This is a genomic window from Micromonospora fulviviridis, from assembly GCF_014648395.1.
GTDB lineage: Bacteria > Actinomycetota > Actinomycetes > Mycobacteriales > Micromonosporaceae > Micromonospora > Micromonospora fulviviridis.
This window is the reverse complement of the sequence record NZ_BMRA01000006.1, coordinates 475,116-496,082: the sequence shown is the minus strand read 5'-3', so window position 1 is coordinate 496,082 and position 20,967 is coordinate 475,116. Positions and strand designations below refer to the sequence as shown.

At 74.4% G+C, this 20,967-nt stretch carries 26 protein-coding genes and 1 tRNA gene; 23 read left to right on the top strand and 4 right to left on the bottom strand.

Annotated elements, in window-relative coordinates:
* Positions 1 to 42 precede the first annotated feature (42 nt).
* From IEY96_RS19235 to IEY96_RS19205, 7 genes are all read left to right on the top strand, one after another.
* Positions 43 to 1,332 (top strand): L-lactate MFS transporter, encoded by a 1,290-nt coding sequence (locus tag IEY96_RS19235; RefSeq protein WP_189196161.1) that lies wholly within the window; start codon positions 43 to 45, stop codon positions 1,330 to 1,332.
* 60 nt (positions 1,333 to 1,392) lie between these two features.
* A tRNA-Sec gene (locus IEY96_RS19230) sits at positions 1,393 to 1,488 on the top strand.
* A gap of 16 nt (positions 1,489 to 1,504) precedes the next feature.
* On the top strand, positions 1,505 to 2,797 hold the full coding sequence (gene selA / locus IEY96_RS19225; protein ID WP_189196160.1) for an L-seryl-tRNA(Sec) selenium transferase: 1,293 nt from the start codon (positions 1,505 to 1,507) through the stop codon (positions 2,795 to 2,797).
* 2 nt (positions 2,798 to 2,799) lie between these two features.
* The gene (gene selB, locus IEY96_RS19220) at positions 2,800 to 4,563 is read left to right on the top strand and encodes a selenocysteine-specific translation elongation factor (protein WP_189196159.1); all 1,764 of its coding nucleotides are present in this window, start codon (positions 2,800 to 2,802) and stop codon (positions 4,561 to 4,563) included.
* A gap of 77 nt (positions 4,564 to 4,640) precedes the next feature.
* Positions 4,641 to 4,838: a hypothetical protein gene (locus tag IEY96_RS19215; RefSeq protein ID WP_091306848.1), complete on the top strand. Its 198-nt coding sequence runs from the start codon at positions 4,641 to 4,643 to the stop codon at positions 4,836 to 4,838.
* The gene (locus tag IEY96_RS19210; RefSeq protein WP_189196158.1) at positions 4,838 to 6,115 is read left to right on the top strand and encodes a hemolysin family protein; all 1,278 of its coding nucleotides are present in this window, start codon (positions 4,838 to 4,840) and stop codon (positions 6,113 to 6,115) included. The genes IEY96_RS19215 and IEY96_RS19210 overlap by 1 nt, the downstream gene beginning before the upstream one ends.
* 68 nt (positions 6,116 to 6,183) lie before the next feature.
* On the top strand, positions 6,184 to 6,369 hold the full coding sequence (locus tag IEY96_RS19205) for a hypothetical protein (RefSeq protein ID WP_091306855.1): 186 nt from the start codon (positions 6,184 to 6,186) through the stop codon (positions 6,367 to 6,369).
* 24 nt (positions 6,370 to 6,393) lie between these two features.
* Here the strand turns inward: IEY96_RS19205 and IEY96_RS19200 are convergent, their stop codons facing one another.
* Positions 6,394 to 7,050 carry a hypothetical protein gene (locus IEY96_RS19200; protein ID WP_189196157.1) on the bottom strand — a complete coding sequence of 219 codons (657 nt, stop codon included), beginning with the start codon at positions 7,048 to 7,050 and terminating at the stop codon, positions 6,394 to 6,396.
* Between the two features lie 127 nt (positions 7,051 to 7,177).
* On the opposite strand from IEY96_RS19200, the gene IEY96_RS19195 reads away from it, so the two are divergent.
* The gene (locus IEY96_RS19195) at positions 7,178 to 7,396 is read left to right on the top strand and encodes a hypothetical protein (RefSeq protein WP_189196156.1); all 219 of its coding nucleotides are present in this window, start codon (positions 7,178 to 7,180) and stop codon (positions 7,394 to 7,396) included.
* Here the strand turns inward: IEY96_RS19195 and IEY96_RS19190 are convergent, their stop codons facing one another.
* The 3 genes from IEY96_RS19190 to IEY96_RS19180 all read right to left on the bottom strand — a co-directional run bounded on the left by IEY96_RS19190 (position 7,397) and on the right by IEY96_RS19180 (position 9,022).
* On the bottom strand, positions 7,397 to 7,870 hold the full coding sequence (locus IEY96_RS19190) for a hypothetical protein (protein WP_189196155.1): 474 nt from the start codon (positions 7,868 to 7,870) through the stop codon (positions 7,397 to 7,399).
* A complete protein-coding gene (locus IEY96_RS19185; RefSeq protein WP_091306867.1) occupies positions 7,867 to 8,076 on the bottom strand; it encodes a phosphatidylethanolamine-binding protein in 210 nt (69 codons plus the stop codon). Before IEY96_RS19185 ends, IEY96_RS19190 begins: the two co-directional genes overlap by 4 nt.
* Positions 8,077 to 8,140: 64 nt before the next feature.
* Positions 8,141 to 9,022 (bottom strand): universal stress protein, encoded by an 882-nt coding sequence (locus IEY96_RS19180; protein WP_189196154.1) that lies wholly within the window; start codon positions 9,020 to 9,022, stop codon positions 8,141 to 8,143.
* A 128-nt stretch (positions 9,023 to 9,150) separates the two neighbouring features.
* On the opposite strand from IEY96_RS19180, the gene IEY96_RS19175 reads away from it, so the two are divergent.
* The 15 genes from IEY96_RS19175 to IEY96_RS19105 all read left to right on the top strand — a co-directional run bounded on the left by IEY96_RS19175 (position 9,151) and on the right by IEY96_RS19105 (position 20,957).
* Positions 9,151 to 9,897 (top strand): SAM-dependent methyltransferase, encoded by a 747-nt coding sequence (locus tag IEY96_RS19175; RefSeq protein ID WP_189196153.1) that lies wholly within the window; start codon positions 9,151 to 9,153, stop codon positions 9,895 to 9,897.
* A 124-nt stretch (positions 9,898 to 10,021) separates the two neighbouring features.
* The gene (locus tag IEY96_RS19170) at positions 10,022 to 11,209 is read left to right on the top strand and encodes a PP2C family protein-serine/threonine phosphatase (protein WP_189196152.1); all 1,188 of its coding nucleotides are present in this window, start codon (positions 10,022 to 10,024) and stop codon (positions 11,207 to 11,209) included.
* A 47-nt stretch (positions 11,210 to 11,256) separates the two neighbouring features.
* Entirely contained in the window at positions 11,257 to 11,727 is a 471-nt protein-coding gene (locus IEY96_RS19165) for a MarR family winged helix-turn-helix transcriptional regulator (protein WP_189196151.1), read from the top strand.
* A gap of 304 nt (positions 11,728 to 12,031) precedes the next feature.
* Positions 12,032 to 12,670, top strand: a complete 639-nt coding sequence (gene clsA / locus IEY96_RS19160; RefSeq protein WP_373293601.1) for a cardiolipin synthase ClsA — start codon at positions 12,032 to 12,034, stop codon at positions 12,668 to 12,670.
* Positions 12,667 to 13,617: a DUF881 domain-containing protein gene (locus tag IEY96_RS19155; RefSeq protein WP_189196149.1), complete on the top strand. Its 951-nt coding sequence runs from the start codon at positions 12,667 to 12,669 to the stop codon at positions 13,615 to 13,617. The genes clsA and IEY96_RS19155 overlap by 4 nt, the downstream gene beginning before the upstream one ends.
* Positions 13,614 to 13,946 (top strand): small basic family protein, encoded by a 333-nt coding sequence (locus IEY96_RS19150; RefSeq protein ID WP_007071104.1) that lies wholly within the window; start codon positions 13,614 to 13,616, stop codon positions 13,944 to 13,946. The genes IEY96_RS19155 and IEY96_RS19150 overlap by 4 nt, the downstream gene beginning before the upstream one ends.
* 10 nt (positions 13,947 to 13,956) lie before the next feature.
* Entirely contained in the window at positions 13,957 to 14,883 is a 927-nt protein-coding gene (locus tag IEY96_RS19145) for a DUF881 domain-containing protein (RefSeq protein WP_189196148.1), read from the top strand.
* A gap of 57 nt (positions 14,884 to 14,940) precedes the next feature.
* Positions 14,941 to 15,321: a glycine cleavage system protein GcvH gene (gcvH, locus tag IEY96_RS19140; protein ID WP_148425731.1), complete on the top strand. Its 381-nt coding sequence runs from the start codon at positions 14,941 to 14,943 to the stop codon at positions 15,319 to 15,321.
* Positions 15,322 to 15,539: 218 nt separating this feature from the next.
* The gene (gene odhI, locus IEY96_RS19135) at positions 15,540 to 15,992 is read left to right on the top strand and encodes an oxoglutarate dehydrogenase inhibitor Odhl (protein ID WP_007071101.1); all 453 of its coding nucleotides are present in this window, start codon (positions 15,540 to 15,542) and stop codon (positions 15,990 to 15,992) included.
* 50 nt (positions 15,993 to 16,042) lie between these two features.
* Positions 16,043 to 16,744 carry a transcriptional regulator FtsR gene (gene ftsR / locus IEY96_RS19130; RefSeq protein WP_189196147.1) on the top strand — a complete coding sequence of 234 codons (702 nt, stop codon included), beginning with the start codon at positions 16,043 to 16,045 and terminating at the stop codon, positions 16,742 to 16,744.
* A gap of 225 nt (positions 16,745 to 16,969) precedes the next feature.
* Positions 16,970 to 17,434 (top strand): bifunctional nuclease family protein, encoded by a 465-nt coding sequence (locus IEY96_RS19125; RefSeq protein WP_073833177.1) that lies wholly within the window; start codon positions 16,970 to 16,972, stop codon positions 17,432 to 17,434.
* A 210-nt stretch (positions 17,435 to 17,644) separates the two neighbouring features.
* Entirely contained in the window at positions 17,645 to 18,223 is a 579-nt protein-coding gene (locus IEY96_RS19120) for a MerR family transcriptional regulator (RefSeq protein ID WP_189196146.1), read from the top strand.
* A gap of 469 nt (positions 18,224 to 18,692) precedes the next feature.
* Entirely contained in the window at positions 18,693 to 19,082 is a 390-nt protein-coding gene (locus IEY96_RS19115; RefSeq protein ID WP_189196145.1) for a group I truncated hemoglobin, read from the top strand.
* A gap of 2 nt (positions 19,083 to 19,084) precedes the next feature.
* Complete coding sequence (locus IEY96_RS19110; RefSeq protein WP_189196144.1) at positions 19,085 to 20,251, top strand: globin domain-containing protein; 1,167 nt, start codon at positions 19,085 to 19,087, stop codon at positions 20,249 to 20,251.
* Positions 20,252 to 20,273: 22 nt separating this feature from the next.
* Positions 20,274 to 20,957 (top strand): DivIVA domain-containing protein, encoded by a 684-nt coding sequence (locus tag IEY96_RS19105; protein WP_189196143.1) that lies wholly within the window; start codon positions 20,274 to 20,276, stop codon positions 20,955 to 20,957.
* Positions 20,958 to 20,967 lie beyond the last annotated feature (10 nt).

Here is a 20,967-nt window from a genome sequence, read left to right as displayed (position 1 = left end):
AGGACAGGCGCCGGCCCATGAGCCGATACGGGGGTACCGCTCATGGCCACATCAGCCGCGGATTCGCGGGGAAATCCACCACCGACGCGGGGCCGGTGGGGCCTCGTCGTGGCGGCCGTGCTCGTCCAGCTCGCGCTGGGCGCCGTCTACGCGTGGAGTGTGTTCAACAAGCCGCTCCAGGCCGAGTTCGGGTGGAGCAAGGCCGAGGTGGTGCTGCCGTTCGAGGTGGCGATCGGGACCATCTTCATCGGCAGCCTGGTGGGCGGGCGCATCCAGGACCGGCGCGGGCCACGGCCGGTGGCGCTGGGCGGTGGGATCCTCTACGCCGTCGGGACCATGCTCGCGTCGCTGGTGTCGTCGAGCGACCAGCTGTGGCTGCTGCTGCTCACCTACGGCGTGCTGGGCGGGATCGGGCTCGGGGCCGCGTACATCACGCCCATCGCCATGCTCAGCAAGTGGTTCCCGGACAAGCGGGGGCTGATCACCGGCATCGCCGTGGCGGGCTTCGGCTTCGGCGCGGTGATCACCGCACCGGTGGCGAAGGCGCTGCTGGCCGGTACCGACCACAAGACCAGCGTCTTCCTGCCGCTGGGCATCGCCTACCTGGTCGCGGTGCTGCTGGGGGCGTCGTTCTTCCGTGATCCGCCGGCCGGCTATCAGGTGCCGGGCTTCACGCCGGCGGTCGGCGGCCGGGCCGTCGCCGGCACCCGCGTCTACACCTTCGGCGAGGCACTGCGCACCCGGCAGTGGTACCTGCTCACCCTGATCCTCACGCTCAACGTGACCTGCGGCATCGCGCTGATCTCCCAGGCCGCCGACGCCGCGCAGGCGGTCGCCGGGGTCGGCGCCGCGACCGCCGCCGGCCTGGTCGGCGTCCTCGGCCTGTTCAACGGCGGTGGACGGGTGGCCTGGGCGTGGCTGTCGGACCGGATCGGCCGGATGCCGGCGTTCATCGGCATGCTCGCCCTGCAGGGCGTCTGCTTCCTGATCCTGCCGCACGCCTCCGCGTTCTGGCTCTTCGCGGCCCTCGCCGCCCTGGTCTACCTCGCCTACGGCGGTGGCTTCGGCACCATGCCGGCGACCGCCGCCGACTACTTCGGCACGCCGAACGCCGGCGCCATCTACGGGGCGATGATCGTGGCGTGGAGCATCGGGGGAGTCGTGGGTCCGCTGCTCACGTCGCTGCTCTACGAGGCCAGCGGCAAGAGCTACACCCTGCCCTTCACGGTCATCGGCATCCTCGCCTTCGTGGCGCTGGTGCTCCCGCCGCTCACCCGCCTGCCCACCACACCCGGCGAGCCACGACCCCACTTCCAGACGCCCGGTCCCTGATCCGGTGCGGGTCCGGCCCTCGCCCGGCAACCGGAGATCACATGTGGTTAGGTGCTGAGTGGAGGCGTTCAGGCGGCTGGTGCCCCTCCCGGTCTTCAAAACCGGTGTGGTCCGGGACCCGGGCCAGGCGGGTTCGATTCCCGTCCGTCTCCGCCAAGCCCTGGGAGACCCGATGCGTGACGTCGACCCGCGGCGGCGGGTGCCGCGTACCGACGCGCTGCTCGCCGACCCGGCGCTGGCCGCCGCGGCCGGCACGCTCGGCCGCGACCGGGTCAAGGCCGCGATCGTCCGCGCCCAGGAGCGGGCCCGCGCCGGCGAGCTCACCCCCGAGCAGGTACGCGACGCCGCGCTGGCCGAACTGCCCGCGCCGACCCCGCGGGCGGTGCTGAACGCCACCGGCGTCGTGCTGCACACCAACCTGGGCCGGGCCCCGCTTCCGGCCGCCGCGGTCGACGCCCTGGTGGCCGCCGCCGGGCACACCGACGTGGAACTGGACCTGCGTACCGGGCGTCGGGCCCGGCGCGGCCGGGAGGCGCTCGACGCGCTCGCCGCCGCCGTGCCCGACGCGCCGGCCGTGCACGTGGTCAACAACGGCGCCGCCGCCCTGGTCCTCGCCGCCACCGCGCTCGCGGCGGACCGGGAGATCGTGGTCAGCCGGGGCGAACTCGTCGAGATCGGCGACGGGTTCCGCCTGCCCGATCTGTTGGAGAGCACCGGCGCCCGGCTGCGCGAGGTGGGCACCACCAACCGCACCGGCCTCGCCGACTACGCCGCCGCCGTCGGCCCGCGCACCGGGTTCGTGCTCAAGGTGCACCCGTCGAACTTCCGGGTCACCGGCTTCACCTCGGCCGTGCCCGTCGGCGACCTGGCCACCCTCGGCGTGCCGGTGGTCGCCGACATCGGCTCCGGGCTGCTGGCCCCCGACCCGCTGCTGCCCGACGAGCCGGACGCCGCCACCACGCTGCGCGCCGGCGCGCACCTGGTGACCGCCAGCGGCGACAAGCTGCTCGGCGGGCCGCAGGCCGGCCTGCTGCTCGGCGCGGCCGATCTGGTCGAGCGGCTGCGCCGGCACCCCCTGGCCCGGGCGCTGCGGGTGGACAAGCTGACCCTGGCCGCGCTCGCCGCCACCCTGCACGCGCCGACCACCCCGACCCGGGACGCCCTGCACGCCGAGCCGGGCGCGCTGCGCGCCCGCACCGAACGGCTCCGCGACCGGCTCGGCGAGGACGGCTGCAAGGCGGAGGTGGTGCCCAGCGCCGCGGTGGTCGGCGGCGGTGGCGCGCCCGGCGTCGAACTCGACTCCTGGGCGCTGAGCCTGCCCGAGCGGTACGCCGAGCCGCTGCGCACCGGCGTGCCGCCGATCCTCGGCCGGGTACTGCACGGCCGGCTCCTGCTCGACCTGCGCTGCGTGCCCGCCCACGCGGACCCGGACGTGCGGGCGGCGATCCTGCGGGTCGGGGCCTGACCGTGTGGGTGGTGGCCACCGCCGGGCACGTCGACCACGGAAAGTCCACCCTGGTCCGGGCGCTGACCGGGATGGAACCGGACCGGTGGGCGGAGGAACGCCGCCGCGGCATGACCATCGACCTCGGCTTCGCCTGGACCACGCTGCCCTCCGGCGGCACCCTCGCCTTCGTCGACGTGCCCGGGCACGAGCGGTTCGTGCCGAACATGCTCGCCGGCGTCGGGCCGGTCCCGGCCGCGCTGGTCGTGGTCGGCGCCGACGAGGGCTGGATGCCGCAGTCCGCGGAACACCTGGCCGCGCTGGACGCGCTGGGGGTGTCGTACGGGCTGCTGGTGGTGACCCGCGCCGACCTGGCCGATCCGGGGCCGGCCCTGGCCCGGGCCCGGGCGGAACTCGCCGCGACCTCGCTCGGTGCGGTGGAGGCGGTGCCGGTCAGCGCGGTCACCGGTGCCGGCCTGCCCGAGCTGCGGGCCGCGCTGGACCGGCTGGTCGCCCGGCTGCCCGACCCGGCCCGCGACGCCCCGGTCCGGCTGTGGGTGGACCGCTCGTTCACCATCCGGGGCAGCGGCACGGTGGTCACCGGCACCCTCGGCGGCGGCCGGTTGCGCGTCGGCGACCAGCTCGAACTGGCCGCCACCGGGGAACCGGTCCGGGTGCGCGGCCTGCACGCGTTGAACACCGCCCACGGCGAGGTCGACGCGGTGGCCCGGGTTGCGGTGAACCTGCGCGGGGTGCCCCGGGACCGGGTGGCCCGCGGCGACGCCCTGCTCAGCCCGGGCCGGTTCCGCCGCACCGACCTGCTCGACGTGCGCCTCGCCGGTGACCCGGCCGCTGACCTGCCGGCCACCCTCACGCTGCACGTCGGGTCGGCCGCGGTGCCCGCCCGGGTCCGCCCGCTCGGCCCGGACACCGTCCGGCTCCGGCTGGCCCGCCCGCTGCCGCTGCTGATCGGCGACCGGGCGCTGCTGCGCGACCCAGGCCGGCGCCACGTTGCCGGCGGGGTGACCGTGCTGGACGTGGACCCGCCGCCGCTGCGCCGCCGGGGCGCGGCCGCCGCCCGGGCCGCCGTGCTGGCCGGGCTGGACGGCCGGCCCGACCTGGCCGGGGAACTGCGCCGGCGGCGCCTGGCCCGGGCCGGCGAGCTGACCCGGATGGGCGTGCCGGCCACCGCCGCCCCGGTCGCGGGGGACTGGCTGGCCGACCCCGGTCACTGGCGGGACCTGGGCCGCCGGCTCGCCGAGGAGGTCGCCCGGTACGCCCGCGAGCACCCCCTGGAGGCCGGTGTGCCGGTCGACGTGCTGCGGCACCGCCTCGACCTGCCCGACCGGGCGCTGGTGGAGGCGCTGCTCCACCCGCCGCTGCGGCTGCGCGCCGGCCGGGTCACCGCCGCGCCGGGCGACGCGCTGCCCGAACCGGTGGCCCGGGCGGTGGACCGGGTCCGCGCCGAGTACGGCGACCGCCCGTTCCAGGCCCCCGAGGCCCACCGGCTCGCCGATCTCGGCCTCGGCCCCCGGGAGATCGGGGCGGCCGTGCGCGCCGGCGCCCTCCTGAAGCTCGCCGACAACGTGGTGCTGCTGCCCGGCGCCCTCGACGACGCGGTGCGGGTGCTGGCCGGGCTGCCGCAGCCGTTCACGCTCAGCGCCGCCCGGCAGGCCCTGGACACCACCCGCCGCGTGGCGGTGCCGCTACTGGAACTGCTCGACCGGCGGGGCGCCACCCGCCGGCTGCCCGACGACGCCCGCGAGGTGGTCCGCCCGCCCGGGTGAGCGTTGCGGCGGGACGCGTGGGCGTCGGCTGCGCCAAGCGGCACCGGCGGTCGCACCCGGTCACCTACGGTGACGCCATGGACCCTTCGGCGGTCTGGCGGGACAGGAACCACCGGTGGCGGATCGAGGCGTACCGGGCACCGGACCTGCGGTTCGCCATCTTCGCCACGAACGGCACCACCGAGTCGGCGCCGCTGTGGCTGTTCGGGATGGCCGCGCTGGCCCGGTGGCTGATGACCCACGCGATCTCCCTGGACGACCTGGAGACCGACTGATGGCCGGACAGCTCGTCCTGGTGGCGGTCCTGGTGCTGATCAACGCGGCGCTGTCGGGCAGCGAGATGGCCATCGTGACGCTGCGCGAGGGGCAGCTGCGGCGGCTGGGCCGGACGGGGCGGGCCGGGGCGCGGCTCACCCGGCTGGCCCGGGAGCCGAACCGCTACCTGGCCACCATCCAGCTCGGCATCACCCTGGCCGGGTTCCTCGCCTCGGCGGCCGCCGCGGTGTCGCTGGCGGAGCCGCTGGTCGGCCCGCTGGGCATCCTCGGCCGGGCCGCCCGGCCGGTGGCCGTGGTGCTGGTGACCGTGGTGCTGACCTTCGTGACGCTGGTCGTCGGCGAGCTGGCCCCGAAGCGGCTGGCCATGCAGTCGGCGGAACGCTGGGCGCTGCTCAGCGCCGCGCCGCTGGACCTGCTCGCCCGGGTGTCCCGGCCGGCGGTGTGGCTGCTCGGCCGGGCCACCGACCTGCTGGTCCGGTTGGCCGGCGGCGATCCGCGGGCCAACCGGCAGGAGGTGACCGAGGAGGAGCTGCGCGAGATGCTGGTCAGCCAGCGCGGGCTGTCCGCCCAGCAGCGGGAGATCCTGTCCGGGGCGTTCGACATCGCCGGCCGTACCCTGCGGGAGATCCTGGTGGCCCGCCGGGACGTGACGTTCCTGTCGGCGGAGCTGACCGCGGCGGAGGCGATGCGACGGCTGGCCGCCACCGGCCGCTCCCGGGCCCCGGTGACCGGCCCCGGCGGGCTGGACGACGTGTGCGGGGTGGTGCACATCCGCGACCTGGTCGACGCCGACGGACAGAGCGTCGGGGAGCGCGCCCGCCCGCCGGTGCTGCTGCCCGGCACGCTGCCGGTCGCCGACGCCATGCGGCACCTGCGCCAGCGGCACGAGCAGCTCGCCCTCGTGATCGACGAGTACGGCGGCGTGGACGGCCTGGTCACCATGGAGGACCTGCTCGAGGAGGTCGTCGGGGAGCTGTACGACGAGACCGACCGGGACGTGCGCGAGGCGGTCCGGGAGCCGGACGGCGCGCTGCTGCTACCGGGCGACTTCCCGCTGCACGACCTGCCCGACGCCGGCGTGCAGCTGACCTTCCCGCTGACCCGGGAGTACACCACGGTCGCCGGGCTGGTCCTGGCCGGGCTGGGCCACCTGCCCGCCGGGCCGGGCGAGCGGATCCGGCTGCCCGGGCTCACCGTCGAGGTGGTCGAGGTGGTCGACCGGGCGATCCGCCGGGTACGGCTGCGCGGTCCGGCCGCCGGCTGCCGGGCGGAGTGACCCCCCGACCGGGGGACAAGCGCGCGAAACGGCCCTTCCCGGTGCCCGGCGGCCGTACCGTCCGGAATGTGAAGGACCGAGGACTGCGGACGTTCGTCACCGTGCTGGCCGGGCTGGCCGTGATCTACTTCGGCGCCACCGGGCATCGCAGCAGCGGCGGGGAGGGCGAGGGCATCTCCGGCGGCGTCGTGCTGCTGGCCCTGCTCGCCTCGGCGCTCGCCTGGAACCTGACCAAGCCCGGCCCGGCCAAGTGACGCCCGGGCCCGACCGGGGCCCGGTCAGCGGGCCACCGCGGCGCTGCGGCTGACCTCACCGGCCGACTCCTCGCCGAGCGCCACCCGCACCAGCGCCGACGCCAGCCGCCCGAAGTCGGCCTCGCCGACGAGCCCGGCCAGGCCGCCCGGGTTCGCGGGCAGGCCCAGCCGTCGCGCCCCGGCCAGGGTCCGCCGGTCGGCGTACGGGCGCACGTCCGGCCAGACCGCCTGCACCTCGCGGAGGAAGATGTCCGCCCCGGTCGGGCCGATGCCGGGGAACTCGGTGAGCAGGCGGCGCAGCACGCTCCGGTCGCCGTCGGCGTCCTTGTGCATCCGGCGCAGGTCCCCGTGCCACCGGTCCAGGCAGAGCCGGGCCCCGGTGCCCAGCATGGTGGCGGTCCGCTCGTCATAGCGCCGGTAGTGGCCCCGGCCGAGCGCGTCGACCCGCTCCTGCCAGCTCGCCGCCTCCATGGCCTGCGGGGTGCGCCAGCCGGCCGCGAAGAGCTCGCGGGCCGCGGCGACCGCCACGCAGGCCCGGATCCGGGTGCTCAGCAGCGTGGTGAGCACGAGCAGCTGGTAGAGCGGCCCCGGCCGGTCGGCGAGGTTGATCCCGGCCTCCTCCGCGTAGGTGCGGGACTGCCGGTCCAGCAGCGCCCGCGCCACGTTCCGATCGTCTGGCATCCGCTGGGGGTACCCGCCCGGCGCCGGACCAGACGCCCGGGGCCGGGCCGGAATGCGCCCGGCGGCGGCGGGTACCCCGATCAGGTGCGCGGCCCACGCCGTGCGCCGCCACCGGAAGGAGAGACCTGTGGTCAAGCCGCAGCAGGAGGAACTGCGCCGCAACGACAAGGGCGCGACCAGCCAGGACAGCCGGGAGCTCATTCCCCAGGCCGGGAGCCGGGGGCCCCACGGCAAGGGCGGCACCTCGAACGCGGACGTGGGGCGGCCGGTCCCGAAGGGCCAGGTCTCGCCGTACGGCCCGGCCGGCGAGCCGCTGGCCGACGACGAGAGCGACCGGCGGGGCTGATCAGCCCCGCCGCGACGGCGGCCGCAGCCTCCGCCAGGTGGCTGCGGCCCCCGCTCCGTATGCCAGGTGCGGCACCAGGTCGGACAGCCAGTCGGTCGTGCGCCAGGTGCGCGGGTCACTGATGCCGAGCGCGGCGATCGAGCCGTCGGAGGTGGCCATCACCCCGCCGCCGAGCAGCCCCGCGGCCAGTGGCAGCGGGACCCGGCGGCGGGCGGCCAGCAGCCCGAACAGCGCGCCGGCGGCGATGCCCGTGCCGTAGCCGATGACCGGCCCGAGGCCGGAGCGGCGGTTCGCCGCCTTCTCCCCGGGCCCGAGGTCCACGTGCGCCGCGTCGGCCAGCCGGCCCGCGGTCTGCTCGGGGGTGCTGCTCGCCGGGCGGCCCCGCAGCGCCATGTCCAGGAAGCTGACGACGTTCAACGCGGCGCTGCCGACGGCGCCCGCGATGGCGCCGTCGACCACGGGTGCCGCTCTCACTTCGGGTCGCCCGGTTCGCGCTCACCCTTGGGGCCGAACGTCCGTTCGCCCCGCACCACGCCCCGCTGGCCGCGGTCGTCCTGAAGAATCCGGTTCGCGACCTGGTTCGCCTCCTGGTCGGCGGCCCGCCCGGACTGTTCGATCAGATCCCGCAGCCGCGCCCGCTCCTTGTCGTACGCGTTGCTCCCCGGCCGTGGTCCTGGCATCGCTGCCTCCTCCGGTCGCTGTGGATGTCCGTACCGTCTACCCGCCCGGGGCGGGGCCAACCGTTCACTCCACGGCGCGGACCACGGCCACCGGGCAGTCGGCGCGGTGCAGCACCCCCTGGCTCACCGAGCCGAGCAGCAGGCCGGTCAGCTCCCCCCGGCCCCGCCGGCCGACGACGAGCAGCTGGGCCTCGCGGGACGCCTCGGCGAGCGCCGCGACCGGCCGGCCGTGCACCGCCGCCCGGGTGACCGGCACCTCCGGCCGGCGCTCGGCCAGCCCGTTGAGCGCCTCGGCCAGCACCCGGTCCTCCTCGCCGCGCAGCTGGCTCTCCTCGTACACCAGGGGTTGCATGTCGCCGGGACCGGTGGAGGCCGGGTGGGTGTAGGCGTGCACGGCGTGCAGCCGGGCGCCGCGGACCGCGGCCTCCTCGGCGGCGAACTCGACCGCGGCGCGGGACAGCGCCGAGCCGTCCACCCCGACCACCACGGGGCCGGCCGGGCGCGGCGTGCCACGGGCGACCAGCACCGGGCAGTCGGCGTACGAGGCGACCTGGATCGCCACCGAGCCGACCACCAGGGAGGCGAACCCGCCGAGGCCCCGGTCACCGAGCACGATGAGGGCGGCGGTCGGGGACTCGCCGAGCAGCACGGCCGAGGCCTCCCCGTCGATGATCTCGCCGGAGACCCGCAGCCCGGGCGCGGCCGCCTCCGCCTCGGCGACCGCCGTGGCAACCAGCTCCTCGGCCTGGTGCCGCAGGCCGCCGCCGGGTGGCCCCTCGGCCGGCGCCGACACGGGTACGCGCAGCAGCGGCCAGATGAACCCGTGCACCACCCGCAGCGGCCGCTGTCGGCGGGCCGCCTCCTGCGCCGCCAGTCGCACCGCGGTCAAGGCGGCCTCGGAGCCGTCCACCCCGACCACCACGGCCGCGCCGTTCGCCGAGTTCACGCCGTACCTCCTCGCCGTCGGCCGCCCGCGGCCAGTATCGCGGCCGGTGGGTGGCCGCCGGGGCGATACCGCGCGAGCCGACCCCTGGGTACGCTGGCGACCGTCGCGTGAGAGAGGGAGCCTCGTCGATGGCCGAGCCCGACCAGCCGAGCACCGCCCGAATGATCGACTACTGGCTCGGCGGCGAGCACCACGACCCGGTCGACGTGGCCGCGGCCGGCGCCTTCGAGGGCGCGTACGGGCCCTGCGCGGCCATCTTCCGCGCGCTGCGCGACTTCCTGGGCCGGGCGGTCCGGTCGATCGCCGACGCCGGGGTGGACGGCTTCCTCGTCTTCGGGGCGGGCGTGCCCACCCGCGGCAACGTGCACGAGGTGGCCCCGGACGCCACCGTGCTCTACACCGACGTCGACCCGGTGACGGTCCGGCTGGGCCAGCGCCTGCTCGCCGACAGCGACCGGGCCGGCTACGGCTACGGCGACGCCACCGACATCGGCACCGTCGACCCGGCTCAGCTGCACCGGTTCGTGCCGGGGTGGGGGAGGAGGCCGGTCGGGGTGGTCTTCCTCGGGCTGGCCGCGTTCCTGGACGACGACACCCTGGCCCGCACCCTCGACGAGCTGTACGAGGCGGTCGCGCCGGGCAGCTTCCTGGCGATCGACTTCGACAGCGAGGAGCTGGCCGCGTACCCGGAGGCACTGGCCATGATGGGGCCCGCGTTCCGGATGCGGGCGCCCGCGCGGTTCGCGCCGCTGCTGGGGCGCTGGCAGCCGACGGCGGACGGCATCGTGCCGGTGGCCCGGTGGCGGCCGGCCGGCACCCCGGAGCCGGTGCCCGACGCCTTCTACGGCGCGCTGGCCACCAAGCCGGCCGACTGAGCGGCCCGGGCCGTCCACCCGCGACCGGCGCCGCTGCACAGGTCGGAGCCGGGGCGTACCGGTGTCGGCGGGCCTCCGTATGATGCTTGCCCTACAGCAATAGTCGTCATCGGAGGATGTCAGCATGCCGGACGCGTCCGGAGCGGTGTCGCGCGCCCTGCGCGCCGCACCCCCCGACCAGTTGGCGGAGGCCGCCGACGCGACGGTCCGCCGGGTCCTCGGCGCGTCGCGGACCGAGGTGTTCGTCGCCGACTACCGGTTCACCGGGCTCTGGCCGGTGCTGGACGCGGACCTGCCCGAGGGCGGGTTCCTCGCCTGCCAGGGCGTGGCGCAGCGCTGCTTCCGCAGCCAGCAGCCGGTGCTGGACGCCGCCGAGGACGGGCGCTGCCGGGCCTACCTGCCGCTGTCGGCGTGGGGCGAGCGGCTCGGCGTGCTGATGGTCGAGCTGCCGGCCGCGCCGGACGCGGCGACCGTGGAGACGGCCCGGGACGTCGCCGGCGACCTGGCGGTGGCGCTGCGGGCGGCCGACCGGGAGACCGACCGCTACCGGCGGGCGCGCCGCCGGGAACGGCTCAGCATGGCCGCCGAGATGCAGTGGGACCTGCTGCCCGGGCGCAGCGTCGTGCACGGCGACTTCGTGCTGGCCGGGCAGCTCGAACCGGCGTACACCGTGGGCGGCGACCACTTCGACTGGTCGGTCGACGCCGACCGGCTCACCGTCACGGTTCTCAACGGCACCGGCAACGGCCTGGCCGCCTCGCTGCTGACCGCGGTGACCGTCAACGCCATGCGCAACGCGCGGCGCTCCGGCGGCAGCCTCGTGGAGCAGGCCGAGCTGGCCTCGGACACCATCTTCTACCAGCACCGGGGGAGCCGGCACGTGGCCACGCTGCTGCTGGAGCTGGACAGCCGGCGCGGTGTGGTGCGGGCCGTGGACGCGGGCTCACCGCACGTGCTGCGGCTGCGCGGCGGCACGGTCACCCCGATCGCGCTGGAGCAGCAACTGCCGCTGGGCATGTTCGCCGAGACCCGCTACGACGTGCAGGAGTTCACCGTGCAGCCGGGGGATCGGCTCTTCGTGGTCAGCGACGGGGTGTACGCGGCGGAGCCGGCCGGGCAGGAGCCGTACGGGGACCGGGCCATGGCGCGCGCGATGCGGTCCACTCGGTTGCAACCGGCGACGGAGGCAGTTGGTACGGTGATGCGCGAACTGCACGCGTACCACGCCGACGCGGATCTCCGCGACGACGCGGTCGTCGTCTGCCTGGACTGGCGCGGTTCCAGCCCTCCGGCCGGCGTCGGCGGGCGGTGACGGACCGGCGGAGCGAACACGAGCGGGACGATCGCAGGGGACAGCGGGTGGAGCGACCTCCGAATCTTGCCGCGGCCATCGATGCGGCTGCCGAGGCGCTCATCGGTGTGCTCGACTCCGCCGCCTCCCGGCACAACGTCAGCGTCTCGCCGACGCAGTTGCGGGTGCTGTCGCTGATCATGGCCCACCCGCACACCAACGTGAACCGCCTGGCCGAGCTGCTGGACGTGGTGCCGTCGTCGGCGAGCCGGCTCTGTGACCGGCTGGAGGCGGTCGGCCTGGTGCGCCGGGCGGCCGACCCCCGCGACCGGCGCGAGGTGCGGCTGATCCCCACGGCCGCGGCGGAGACCCTGCTGCGCGAGCTGACCGAGCGGCGGCACCAGGCGATCCAGGCGGTGCTGGACCGGATGCCCAACCGGGTGCAGCACGAACTGCTGCTGGCCCTGCTGGCGTTCGGCCAGGCCGCGTCGGTGAGCGCCCCGCAGGCCGCCGCGGACTCCGCCGCCCGCACCGCCTGACCCGACCGGCCTCACCGCGCCTCCACCACTCAACTAGTGTCCTAGGATGCCTTACGGGTAGTGCGGCGCCGCACAGAATCCTGAGCTGAGCACCGACGCAGCGCGCGGGCCGGGGCGGGTCGGGGGAGCCCGATATAGTGGCAGCGCAACTCACCGGCCCGTGATCGACACGATCGCGGGCCGCAACGGGGAGGTCCCAGCCCGGGATCGCAGAGGGCGCCGGCGTCTGACCGGCCGGCAACGCGCACGTGCCCTTGGCGGCCGACCACTCGGCCGCCGGACCGTGCTGCGGAGGGAGGGTTCGGTGTCGCGTCGGCCGGCTCCATCGGAGCACCCGGCTCCCGGCGGTGCGGCGGTCGTGGGGGATCGCGTCCTCACCCTGCCGAACATGATCAGCTTCGTCCGGCTCGTCGGTGTGCCGCTCTTCCTCTACCTGTTCCTCGTGGTCAAGGCCGACGTGGCCGCCATCGTGGTGCTGGCCATCGGCGGCACCAGCGACTGGGTGGACGGCTGGATCGCCCGCCGCCTCCAGCAGGTCAGCCGCTTGGGCGAGCTGCTCGACCCGCTCGCCGACCGGCTCTACATCCTGGCCACGCTGCTGGCGTTCACCGCCCGTGAGGTGGTGCCGTGGCAGTTCACCGGGGCGCTGCTCGCCCGCGAGCTGCTGCTGCTCGGGTCGCTGGGCGTGCTGCGCCGCTACGGCTACGGCCCGCCGCCGGTGCACTACGTGGGCAAGACCGCCACGTTCCTGCTGCTGGCCGCGTTCCCGATCCTGCTGCTGGCGGCCGCCGCCCCGGGCGTGGCCACCGCGGCCGGCGCGATCGGCTGGGGCCTCGCCTGGTGGGGCCTGGTGCTGTACTGGGTGGCCGGGGCGATGTACGTGGTGCAGGCCAGCCGTCTGGTCCGCGCGATGCGGGCGCGGCGCGCGGGAGCGGCGGCGTGAGCACGACGCCGCCCCGGGACAAGGACAAGGGCCGCGACCCGTCGGCGCGGGTGTACGCGCCGGACTTCCTGACCGAACTGTTCCGCAACCCCCTCGATCCGGGATACGCCGACGCGGCGGCCCGGCGGGCGGCGGCGCCGCCGTCGCGGGCGCGGCGGGTGCTGGCGCGGCCGGTGGGCCTGGTGGTGCTGCTGGTGATCGGGTTCCTGTTCGCGGTGGCCTACCGGGAGACGGTGGCGGAGGAGCCGGGCCGGGCGAAGGCGCGGGCCGGGCTGGTTGCCGAGATCAAGCAGCGCGAGGCGGAGACCGACCGGTTGACCGCGCGAGCGGACCAGCTGCGCGAGGAGGTCAGCCGGCAGCGGGACGCGGCGTTGAGCGGCTCGCAGGCGTCGCGGCTGCGCAACCTGGAGGCGGGCACGGGCCTGGGCCGGGTGCGCGGTGACGGTGTGGTGGTGCGCCTGGCGGACGCGACGCGGGATCAGGACGCGGTGACCGGTGCGGACGCGGGGCCGTCGCGGGTGTTGTACTCCGACCTGCAGAAGGTGGCGAACGCCCTGTGGGCGGCGGGCGCGGAGGCGGTGGCGATCAACGGGCAGCGGTTGACGGCGACGTCGACGATCCGCCAGGCGGGAGAGGCGATCCTGGTGGACTACCGGCCGGTGACGGGTCCGTACCAGGTGGCGGCGATCGGGCCGGGGTCGATGCGGGAGCGGTTCGACGGCAGTGAGGCCGCGGAGCTGATGCGGTACGTGGCCCGGACGAACGGGTTGTCGTTCGGGGTGAAGGACGCGGACAACCTCACCCTGCCGGCGGCTCCGGAGCCACGGCTACGCTACGCCGAGCCTTCGGTGAGTCCGAGCCCGTCGGGTTCGGGTGTCGCCGGTTCGACCAGTCCCGGGCCGTCCGGTCCGGGGACCTCTTCCAGCCCCTCCGGAGGTGGCCGATGATCGCGGTGCTGGCGTTGCTCGCCGGTGTGGTGCTCGGGGTGTATCTGGATCCCACGGTGCCCGCGGCGTTGCAGCCGTACCTGCCGATCGCCGTGGTGGCGGCGCTCGACGCCGTGTTCGGCGGGGTGCGGGCGAAGCTGGACCGGATCTTCGACGACAAGCAGTTCGTGGTGTCGTTCATCTCGAACGTGCTGGTGGCGGGTCTGATCGTGTACCTGGGTGACCAGTTGGGTGTGGGCGGTCAGTTGTCCACCGGTGTGGTGGTCGTGCTCGGGGTGCGCATCTTCGGAAACGTGGCGGCGATCCGCCGGCACCTGTTCCGGGCGTAGGTTTGTGGCGATGAGCGAGGAGCACAGGGAGACGGGCACGGGCTGGCCGCAGCCGGCGGAGCCGGTGCGGCCGTCGGGTCCGGCCGGTGAGCCGGATCCGCGCCCGGACGCGCCCGATCCGGATGAGTTGAGCCCGTTGGCGCCGGTCGAGCCGGCGGCGCCGGTCGAGCAGGAGGACGTGCCGGAGCCGGCGGAGGAACCGGGGGCGTCCGCGGCCGGGGCGAAGCCGACGCCGGTGTCGCGGCGGTTGACGTCGGCGGGCGCGATGATCGCGGTGTTGCTGGCGTTGCTGGGGTTCACGCTGGTGGTGCAGTTGAAGACGACGTCGACCGACCCGACCCTCGCGGCGACGCGGGAGGAGGACCTGGTCCGGATCTCGTCGGATCTGGATTCGCGGGAGCGGCGGCTGCGGCAGGACATCGAGGCGCTGGAGGAGAGCCAGCGGCAGCTGCGTTCGGGTGAGCAGGGCCGGCAGGCGGCGCTGGAGGAGGCGACGCGGCGGGCGGACGAGCTGGGCATCCTGGCGGGCACGTTGCCGGCGGTGGGGCCGGGTCTGTCGGTGCGGTTCGAGGGTCCGGACAAGGCTGTCGAGTCGGAGCGGATCCTGGACGCGGTGCAGGAGCTGCGGGGCGCGGGCGCGGAGGCGATGCAGATCGCGGGCGCGGACGGGACGGCGGTGCGGATCATCGCGTCGACGTATTTCGTCGATGCGGCGGGCGGTGGCCTGGTGGTGGACGGGCGGCGGTTGACCGGCCCGTACGTGATCTCGGTGATCGGTGATCCGGCGACGCTGCGTACGGCGTTGAACATTCCCGGCGGGGTGGTCGCATCGGTGGAGGAGGCCGGCGGTAACGTGACGCCGGTGGACAGTGAGGCTGTGGAGGTTTCGCAGCTGCACGCGCCGATCAAGCTGGAACACGCCCGGCCGGTCTCCTGACCGGTCGCGGCCGGCGCCGGTTTCCCCCCGGTGCACTGATGACGAAGGACGCAGCTGGTGATTCCTGAGGATCTGCGGTACACCGCCGAGCACGAGTGGGTGGCCGGTGGGGACGGCGGTGCCGTCCGGGTCGGTATCACGCACTTCGCGCAGGATGCCCTGGGTGACATCGTGTTCGTCCAGTTGCCGGACGAGGGCGCGGTGGTGGCGGCGGGTGAGTCGCTGGGTGAGATCGAGTCGACGAAGAGCGTGTCGGAGATCTACGCGCCGTTGAGCGGTACGGTGGCGGCGCGCAACGAGGCGTTGGCCGACACCCCTGAGGTGATCAACACGGATCCGTACGGTGCGGGGTGGTTGGTGGAGATCACCCCGGATGATCCGGCGGCGGTCGAGGGTTTGCTGACCGCTGGCGCGTACCGCGAGCTCACCGAGAGCTGAGTTCGTCCGTTCCGGGCGGCGGGGTCGTCTCCGCGCGTCCGGTTGCCCTGTTTTTCGGCGCTGGCTAGGCTCGCCCAGTTGACCGAGACCCAATAGTTTGAGCGTTGCGGAATGCGCCTTCCCGGGCACCGGGGAGCCAGCCGCCGGGTGTGTTTCGGCCCGGCGGCCAGACCCGCCATTACCCGACGCCGACCGAAGAGATCCGTGAGGTGGTCCCCATGACGCGCCCAGACGACGAGTTCCCCCCGCTCGACGTCACTTCGACGCTCAATCTCGGTTCGCTCGACGAAGTGCTGGAGGGTCCGGACACCGATGTGGTGCCGAGCCGGATGTCCGGTTCGTTGCCGCCGGGAATGGCGCTGCTGGTGGTTCGCCGGGGTCCGAACGCGGGCGCCCGGTTCCTGTTGGACCACGATGTGACGACGAGCGGCCGGCACCCGGACAGTGACATTTTCCTCGACGACGTGACGGTTTCGCGGCGGCACGCCGAGTTCCATCGCGATGGTGGCACGTTCACGGTGCGGGACGTGGGCAGCCTGAACGGCACGTACGTGAACCGGGAGCGGGTCGAGGCGGCGACGCTGAGCAACGGCGACGAGGTGCAGATCGGTAAGTTCCGGGTGGTGTTCATCGCTGGTCCGCGTCCGGAGGAGGAGGCCGGCCGGGGGTGAACGGGCCTGCGGCTTCGACGTCGCCCGGGGAGGCGCGTGGGCCTGCGCTGATGAGCATCGGCGAGGTGTTGGCGCAGTTGCGGGTGGAGTTTCCGGACGTCACGATCTCGAAGTTGCGGTTCCTGGAGGCCGAGGGCCTGGTGGAGCCGGAGCGGACGCCGGCGGGGTACCGGAAGTACAGCTGGGACGATGTAGCGCGGTTGCGGTTCGTGTTGACCGCGCAGCGGGATCAGTACCTGCCGTTGCGGGTGATCCGGGACCAGTTGGCGGAGTGGGACTCGTCGGGTGCGGCGCCGGCGCGGCAGCGGCCGAATCTGGTGGCGGTCGGTCCGGGTGGTGAGGTGCCGGGCCGGGAGGTGGCGGAGTCCACCGAGTCGTCGGAGGTGCGGCTGGGCCGGGCCGAGCTGATCTCCCGCAGCGGGGTCGACGAGTCGACGTTGGCGGAGTTGGAGCGGCTCGGTGTGCTGGTGTCGGATCCGCCGGGCTGGTACGACGCGGATGCGTTGATCATCGCGCGGGCGGTGGCGGGGCTGGCGGCGTACGGGTTGGAGCCGCGGCACCTGCGGGCGTACCGGACGGCGGCGGATCGGGAGGTCGGTCTGTTCGCGCAGTTGGTGGCGCCGCTGGCGCGGCAGTCGGATCCGGCGGCGCGGGCCCGGGCGGCGGAGACGGCGCGGGAGTTGGTGGCGTTGTCGCAGCAGTTGCACGCGGCGTTGGTGCGGGTGGGGCTGCGGTCGACGTTGGGTCGGTGAGGTGGTGCGGGCCGGGTGTCGTGGGGGCGCCCGGCCTTCGCCGTGGGTGGGCGCCGTGGGTGGCGCGGAAAGATCTGTGCCGGGAAGCGTGTCGTAGGCTTGCCGGGGTAACCCTTTCCGGCGAGGCGTGGTGCACGTAGCGCATGGGACTCCCGTGTCGCGGTCCGTGTACCGTGCAGGGAAGGGCGCGGTGCGGGCGTAGGTGACAACGACACGGAGGCGGCGGTGCGCGAGCTGAGCGTGGTCGGAGTTCGGGTGGAGCTGCCCAGCAACCAGCCGATCGTCCTGCTGCGGGAGGTCGAGGGGGACCGCTATCTGCCGATCTGGATCGGTGCGGTCGAGGCGACGGCGATCGCCTACGAGCAGCAGGGGGTCAAGCCGGCGCGGCCGTTGACGCACGATCTGCTGCGGGACGTGTTGGCGGCGTTGCAGGCGCCGTTGCGGGCGGTGGAGATCACCGAGTTGAAGGAGAACGTCTTCTACGCCGATCTGTTGATCGGTGACGGCGTTCGGGTGTCGGCGCGGCCGAGCGATTCCATCGCGTTGGCGTTGCGGGTCGGGGCTCCGATTCGTTGTGCCGAGCAGGTCCTCTCCGAGGCGGGGATCGTGATCCCGGACGAGCAGGAGGACGAGGTGGAGAAGTTCCGGGAGTTCCTGGAGCAGGTGCGTCCGGAGGACTTCGCGGGTTGAGGTGGCCGGCCGGTGGGTCGGTCGGCGGCGCGGCGGCGGTTGTCACGGTGAGTGACGGCTGGCCGCCGTCGGTGATCTTCCGGGTGGCGGCGCGGCGTGTCGCGGTGTCTCCTGCGGGTTGACTCCCGGTGTCGGCGCTAGGGTTGCGGTGTCGAGGGGTGCACGTACGGGGAGACGACGTGTCACCGCACGGGCGGGGAGGTTGTCCGGATGCACGAGCCGCGTGATCCTGGTCCGAGTACGGAGCAGCAGCCTGATCCGGTCGTTGACGGCGAGGTGGGCTACCGGGGTGTGACCGCGTGTCCCGCGGTGGGCATCAGCTACCGGCAGTTGGACTACTGGGCCCGGACGGGTCTGGTGGTGCCGAGCGTGCGGGACGCGTCCGGGTCGGGGACGTCGAGGTTGTACTCCTTCCGCGACCTGGTGGTGTTGAAGGTCGTGAAGCGGTTGTTGGACGCCGGGGTGTCGTTGCAGAACATCCGGAAGGCCATCGACGCGCTGCGGTCGCGTGGCGTGGAGGACCTGGCGGGCATCACGTTGATCTCGGACGGGACGACGGTGTACGAGTGCCGGTCGCCGGAGGAGGTCGTGGACCTGTTGCAGGGCGGCCAGGGGGTGTTCGGCATCGCGATCGGCGGCGCGTTCAAGGAGATCCAGGGTTCGCTGTCGCATCTGCCGGCGGAGCCGGTGGGCGGGCAGCCGGAGCCGGCCGCCCCGCCGGCGGAGCCGGAGTCCGAGTCGGTGGGGGACGAGTTGGCGGCCCGGCGGGCGCGCCGTCGGGCGGGCTGACCGCCCGGTCACAGCTTCGAGGGACCGCGCCACGCCCAGAACGGGCATGGCGCGGTCCCCTTTTTTGTTCACAGCGCGTGTCGGCCGGCCGGTCGGGCGGTGCCAGGCCTGAGGGTGACGGTTGCCGCCGGTCGAGCGGGGCGGCCGTGACGTGGGGAAACGGCGGCGGGGCGGAGCGCGGGCCGGTGGTGTCCGAAAGGGACCGCCAGGGATGTCGGGTGGCGCGGCGTTCGACCCAGCGTGGCGGTGTGGTCGCGGGACGCGAGCGGTTCGGCGAGGTTGTTGACTGTCCGTGATCGACAGTTGTCGGGAATCGGATGGGGCAGGGCTGAACCGTTCCGGCGGGCACGCTATGGTCCGACACGGTCGCTTGCGCGTGGCCGTTCGGTGGAGCCGGTGCGACGCGCGTGGGCTGCCGGTTGCCCCTCCGCGGCGCTGCCCGCGTGACCCCTGTTCGGAAGGAAGCACCATGACGGTGACCGAAGAGACCACCCCGATCTCCCACTACGAGCGCATCGGCGGCGCCGCCGCGGTGAAGGCCGCGGTGGAGCTGTTCTACGACAAGGTGCTGGCCGACCCGGATCTGGCCGGCTACTTCACCGACGTGAACATGCCCGAGCAGCGGCGGCACCTGGCGCTGATGTTGGCGGTGGTGCTGGGCGGCCCGAACGAGTACGCCGGTCGGGGGTTGGCCGAGGCGCACCAGCCGCTGAACATCCCGGTGGCGCACTACGCGAAGGTCGGCGAGCACCTGACGGCGACGCTGGTGGAGCTGGGCGTGCCGGCCGATGTGATCGCCGACGTGCACGTGGTGCTGGGCCAGGTGCAGGACCAGGTCGTGTCCGCGGGGAACGCCTGAGCGTGGACACGGCGCGGCTCAAGCAGAGCTGGTCCCTGGTCGCCGCGCACGGCGACCAGGTGCCGCTCTACTTCTATTCGACGCTGTTCCTGACGCACCCGGAAACCCGGCAGATGTTCCCCACGAACATGGCGGGGCAGCGGGACCGGCTGGTGAACGCGTTGGGGCACATCGTGTCCCACGTGGACCAGGTGGACCGGCTCGTCGGGTTCCTTCAGGACCTCGGGGCGGATCACCGCAAGTTCGCGGTGCGCGCCGAGCACTACCCGGCGGTCGGTGAGGCGCTGCTGGCGACGCTGCGGCACTTCTGCGGTGAGGCGTGGACCGACGAGCTGGCCGCCGACTGGGCGGCCGCGTACGGGCTGGTCGCGCAGGTGATGATGGACTCGGCGCAGGCGGCGGAGGCGAAGTCACCGCCGTGGTGGGTGGCCGAGATCCTCGGGCACGAGCGGCGCACGTTCGACGTGGCGGTGCTGACGGTCCGGCCCCAGTACCTGCTGCCGTTCAACCCGGGCCAGTCGATCGGGGTGTCCCACCCGGCGGTGCGGACGTGGCGGTACTACTCCCCGGCGAACGCGCCCCGTCCGGACGGGACGCTGGAGTTGCACGTGCGGGCCGCGCCGGGTGGCGCGGTGTCGTCGCGGCTGGTGTACGGGTGCGCGGTCGGCGACCAGCTGCACCTGGCCGCGCCGGTGGGTGACCGGTTGACGTTGTGGCAGGCCGGGTCGTCGGATCTGCTGCTGCTGGCCGGTGGCACCGGCTGGGCGCCGGTGAAGGCCCTGCTGGAGCAGGTCGCGGCGGAGGGTGTGGGCCGCCGGGTGGACCTGTACGTGGGGGCCCGGTCCCGGCTGGAGTTCTACGACAGTGAGGCGATCGACAAGTTCGCCGCGTCGTACCCGTGGCTGCGGGTGACGTACGTGGCGGGGTCCGACCCGCGCCGGCCGGGTGAGTTCATGCAGGTCGCCGACCAGGTCCTGGCCGACGGGGACTGGCGGTCCCGGCACGTGTACGTGTGCGGCTCCGACGAGATGGTCAGCCATTCGGTGGCCGCGCTGACCGGGGCCGGCTACCAGCCGGGTCAGCTGCACCACGAGGGTTTCGGCAAGCACTGGTACGGGCCGGCCTGGCGGACCGCGACCGCCCCTGACGATTCCGGAGGTGCCCGGTGAGCGCGAGGACGGAGGTGGCTCGGTGAGTGCGACCCCGATCAGCAGGTACGAGGGTCAGGTGACCGGTGGTGGGGTGCAGGTGCGCCTCACCGCAGACCGGGTGCGCCGGTGGGAGTTCGGGTCGGCGTCGTTCACCCGCCGTGGCTACGACCACGCCGATGTGGACCGGTTCCGGCTGCAGGTGGCCGACGAGTTGGATCTGCTGGCGACTCAGCTGGCGAACCTGCGGGCGGAGAACGAGCGGCTCAACGACCACCTGGAGCTGCACCGGCACGGGGTGATCCCGAGTGCCGACAACGCGGCGGCGGTGCCCGCGGCGAAGGAGGTGAACCTGCTGTCGGCGGCGCAGCGGGAGGCCGAGCAGATCATCGCGCAGGCCCACGACTACGCCCGCCGGGTCGCCGAGTACGCCCGGATGCAGTACGAGAGCTACATGCGTGCCGCGGCGGAGGAGGCGAAGCAGGAGGCCGAGCGGGCCGTGACGGAGTACCGCAGCACCGCCGGGGTGAACTTCGACGACTCGGTGGCCACCCGGGAGGCGCTGCGGATCTTCGGCGAGATGATGATCTCGCACATGCAGGCGGCGGCCCGGCACCTCGACGACGGCAGCGAGCAGCTGGCGCGGACGATGGAGCGGATCGCGCGGGAGGCGCCGGGGGTCGGCGGTGGGCAGCCGCAGGCGGCGCTGCCGCGCCACCAGCGCTGAGCGGCCCCGT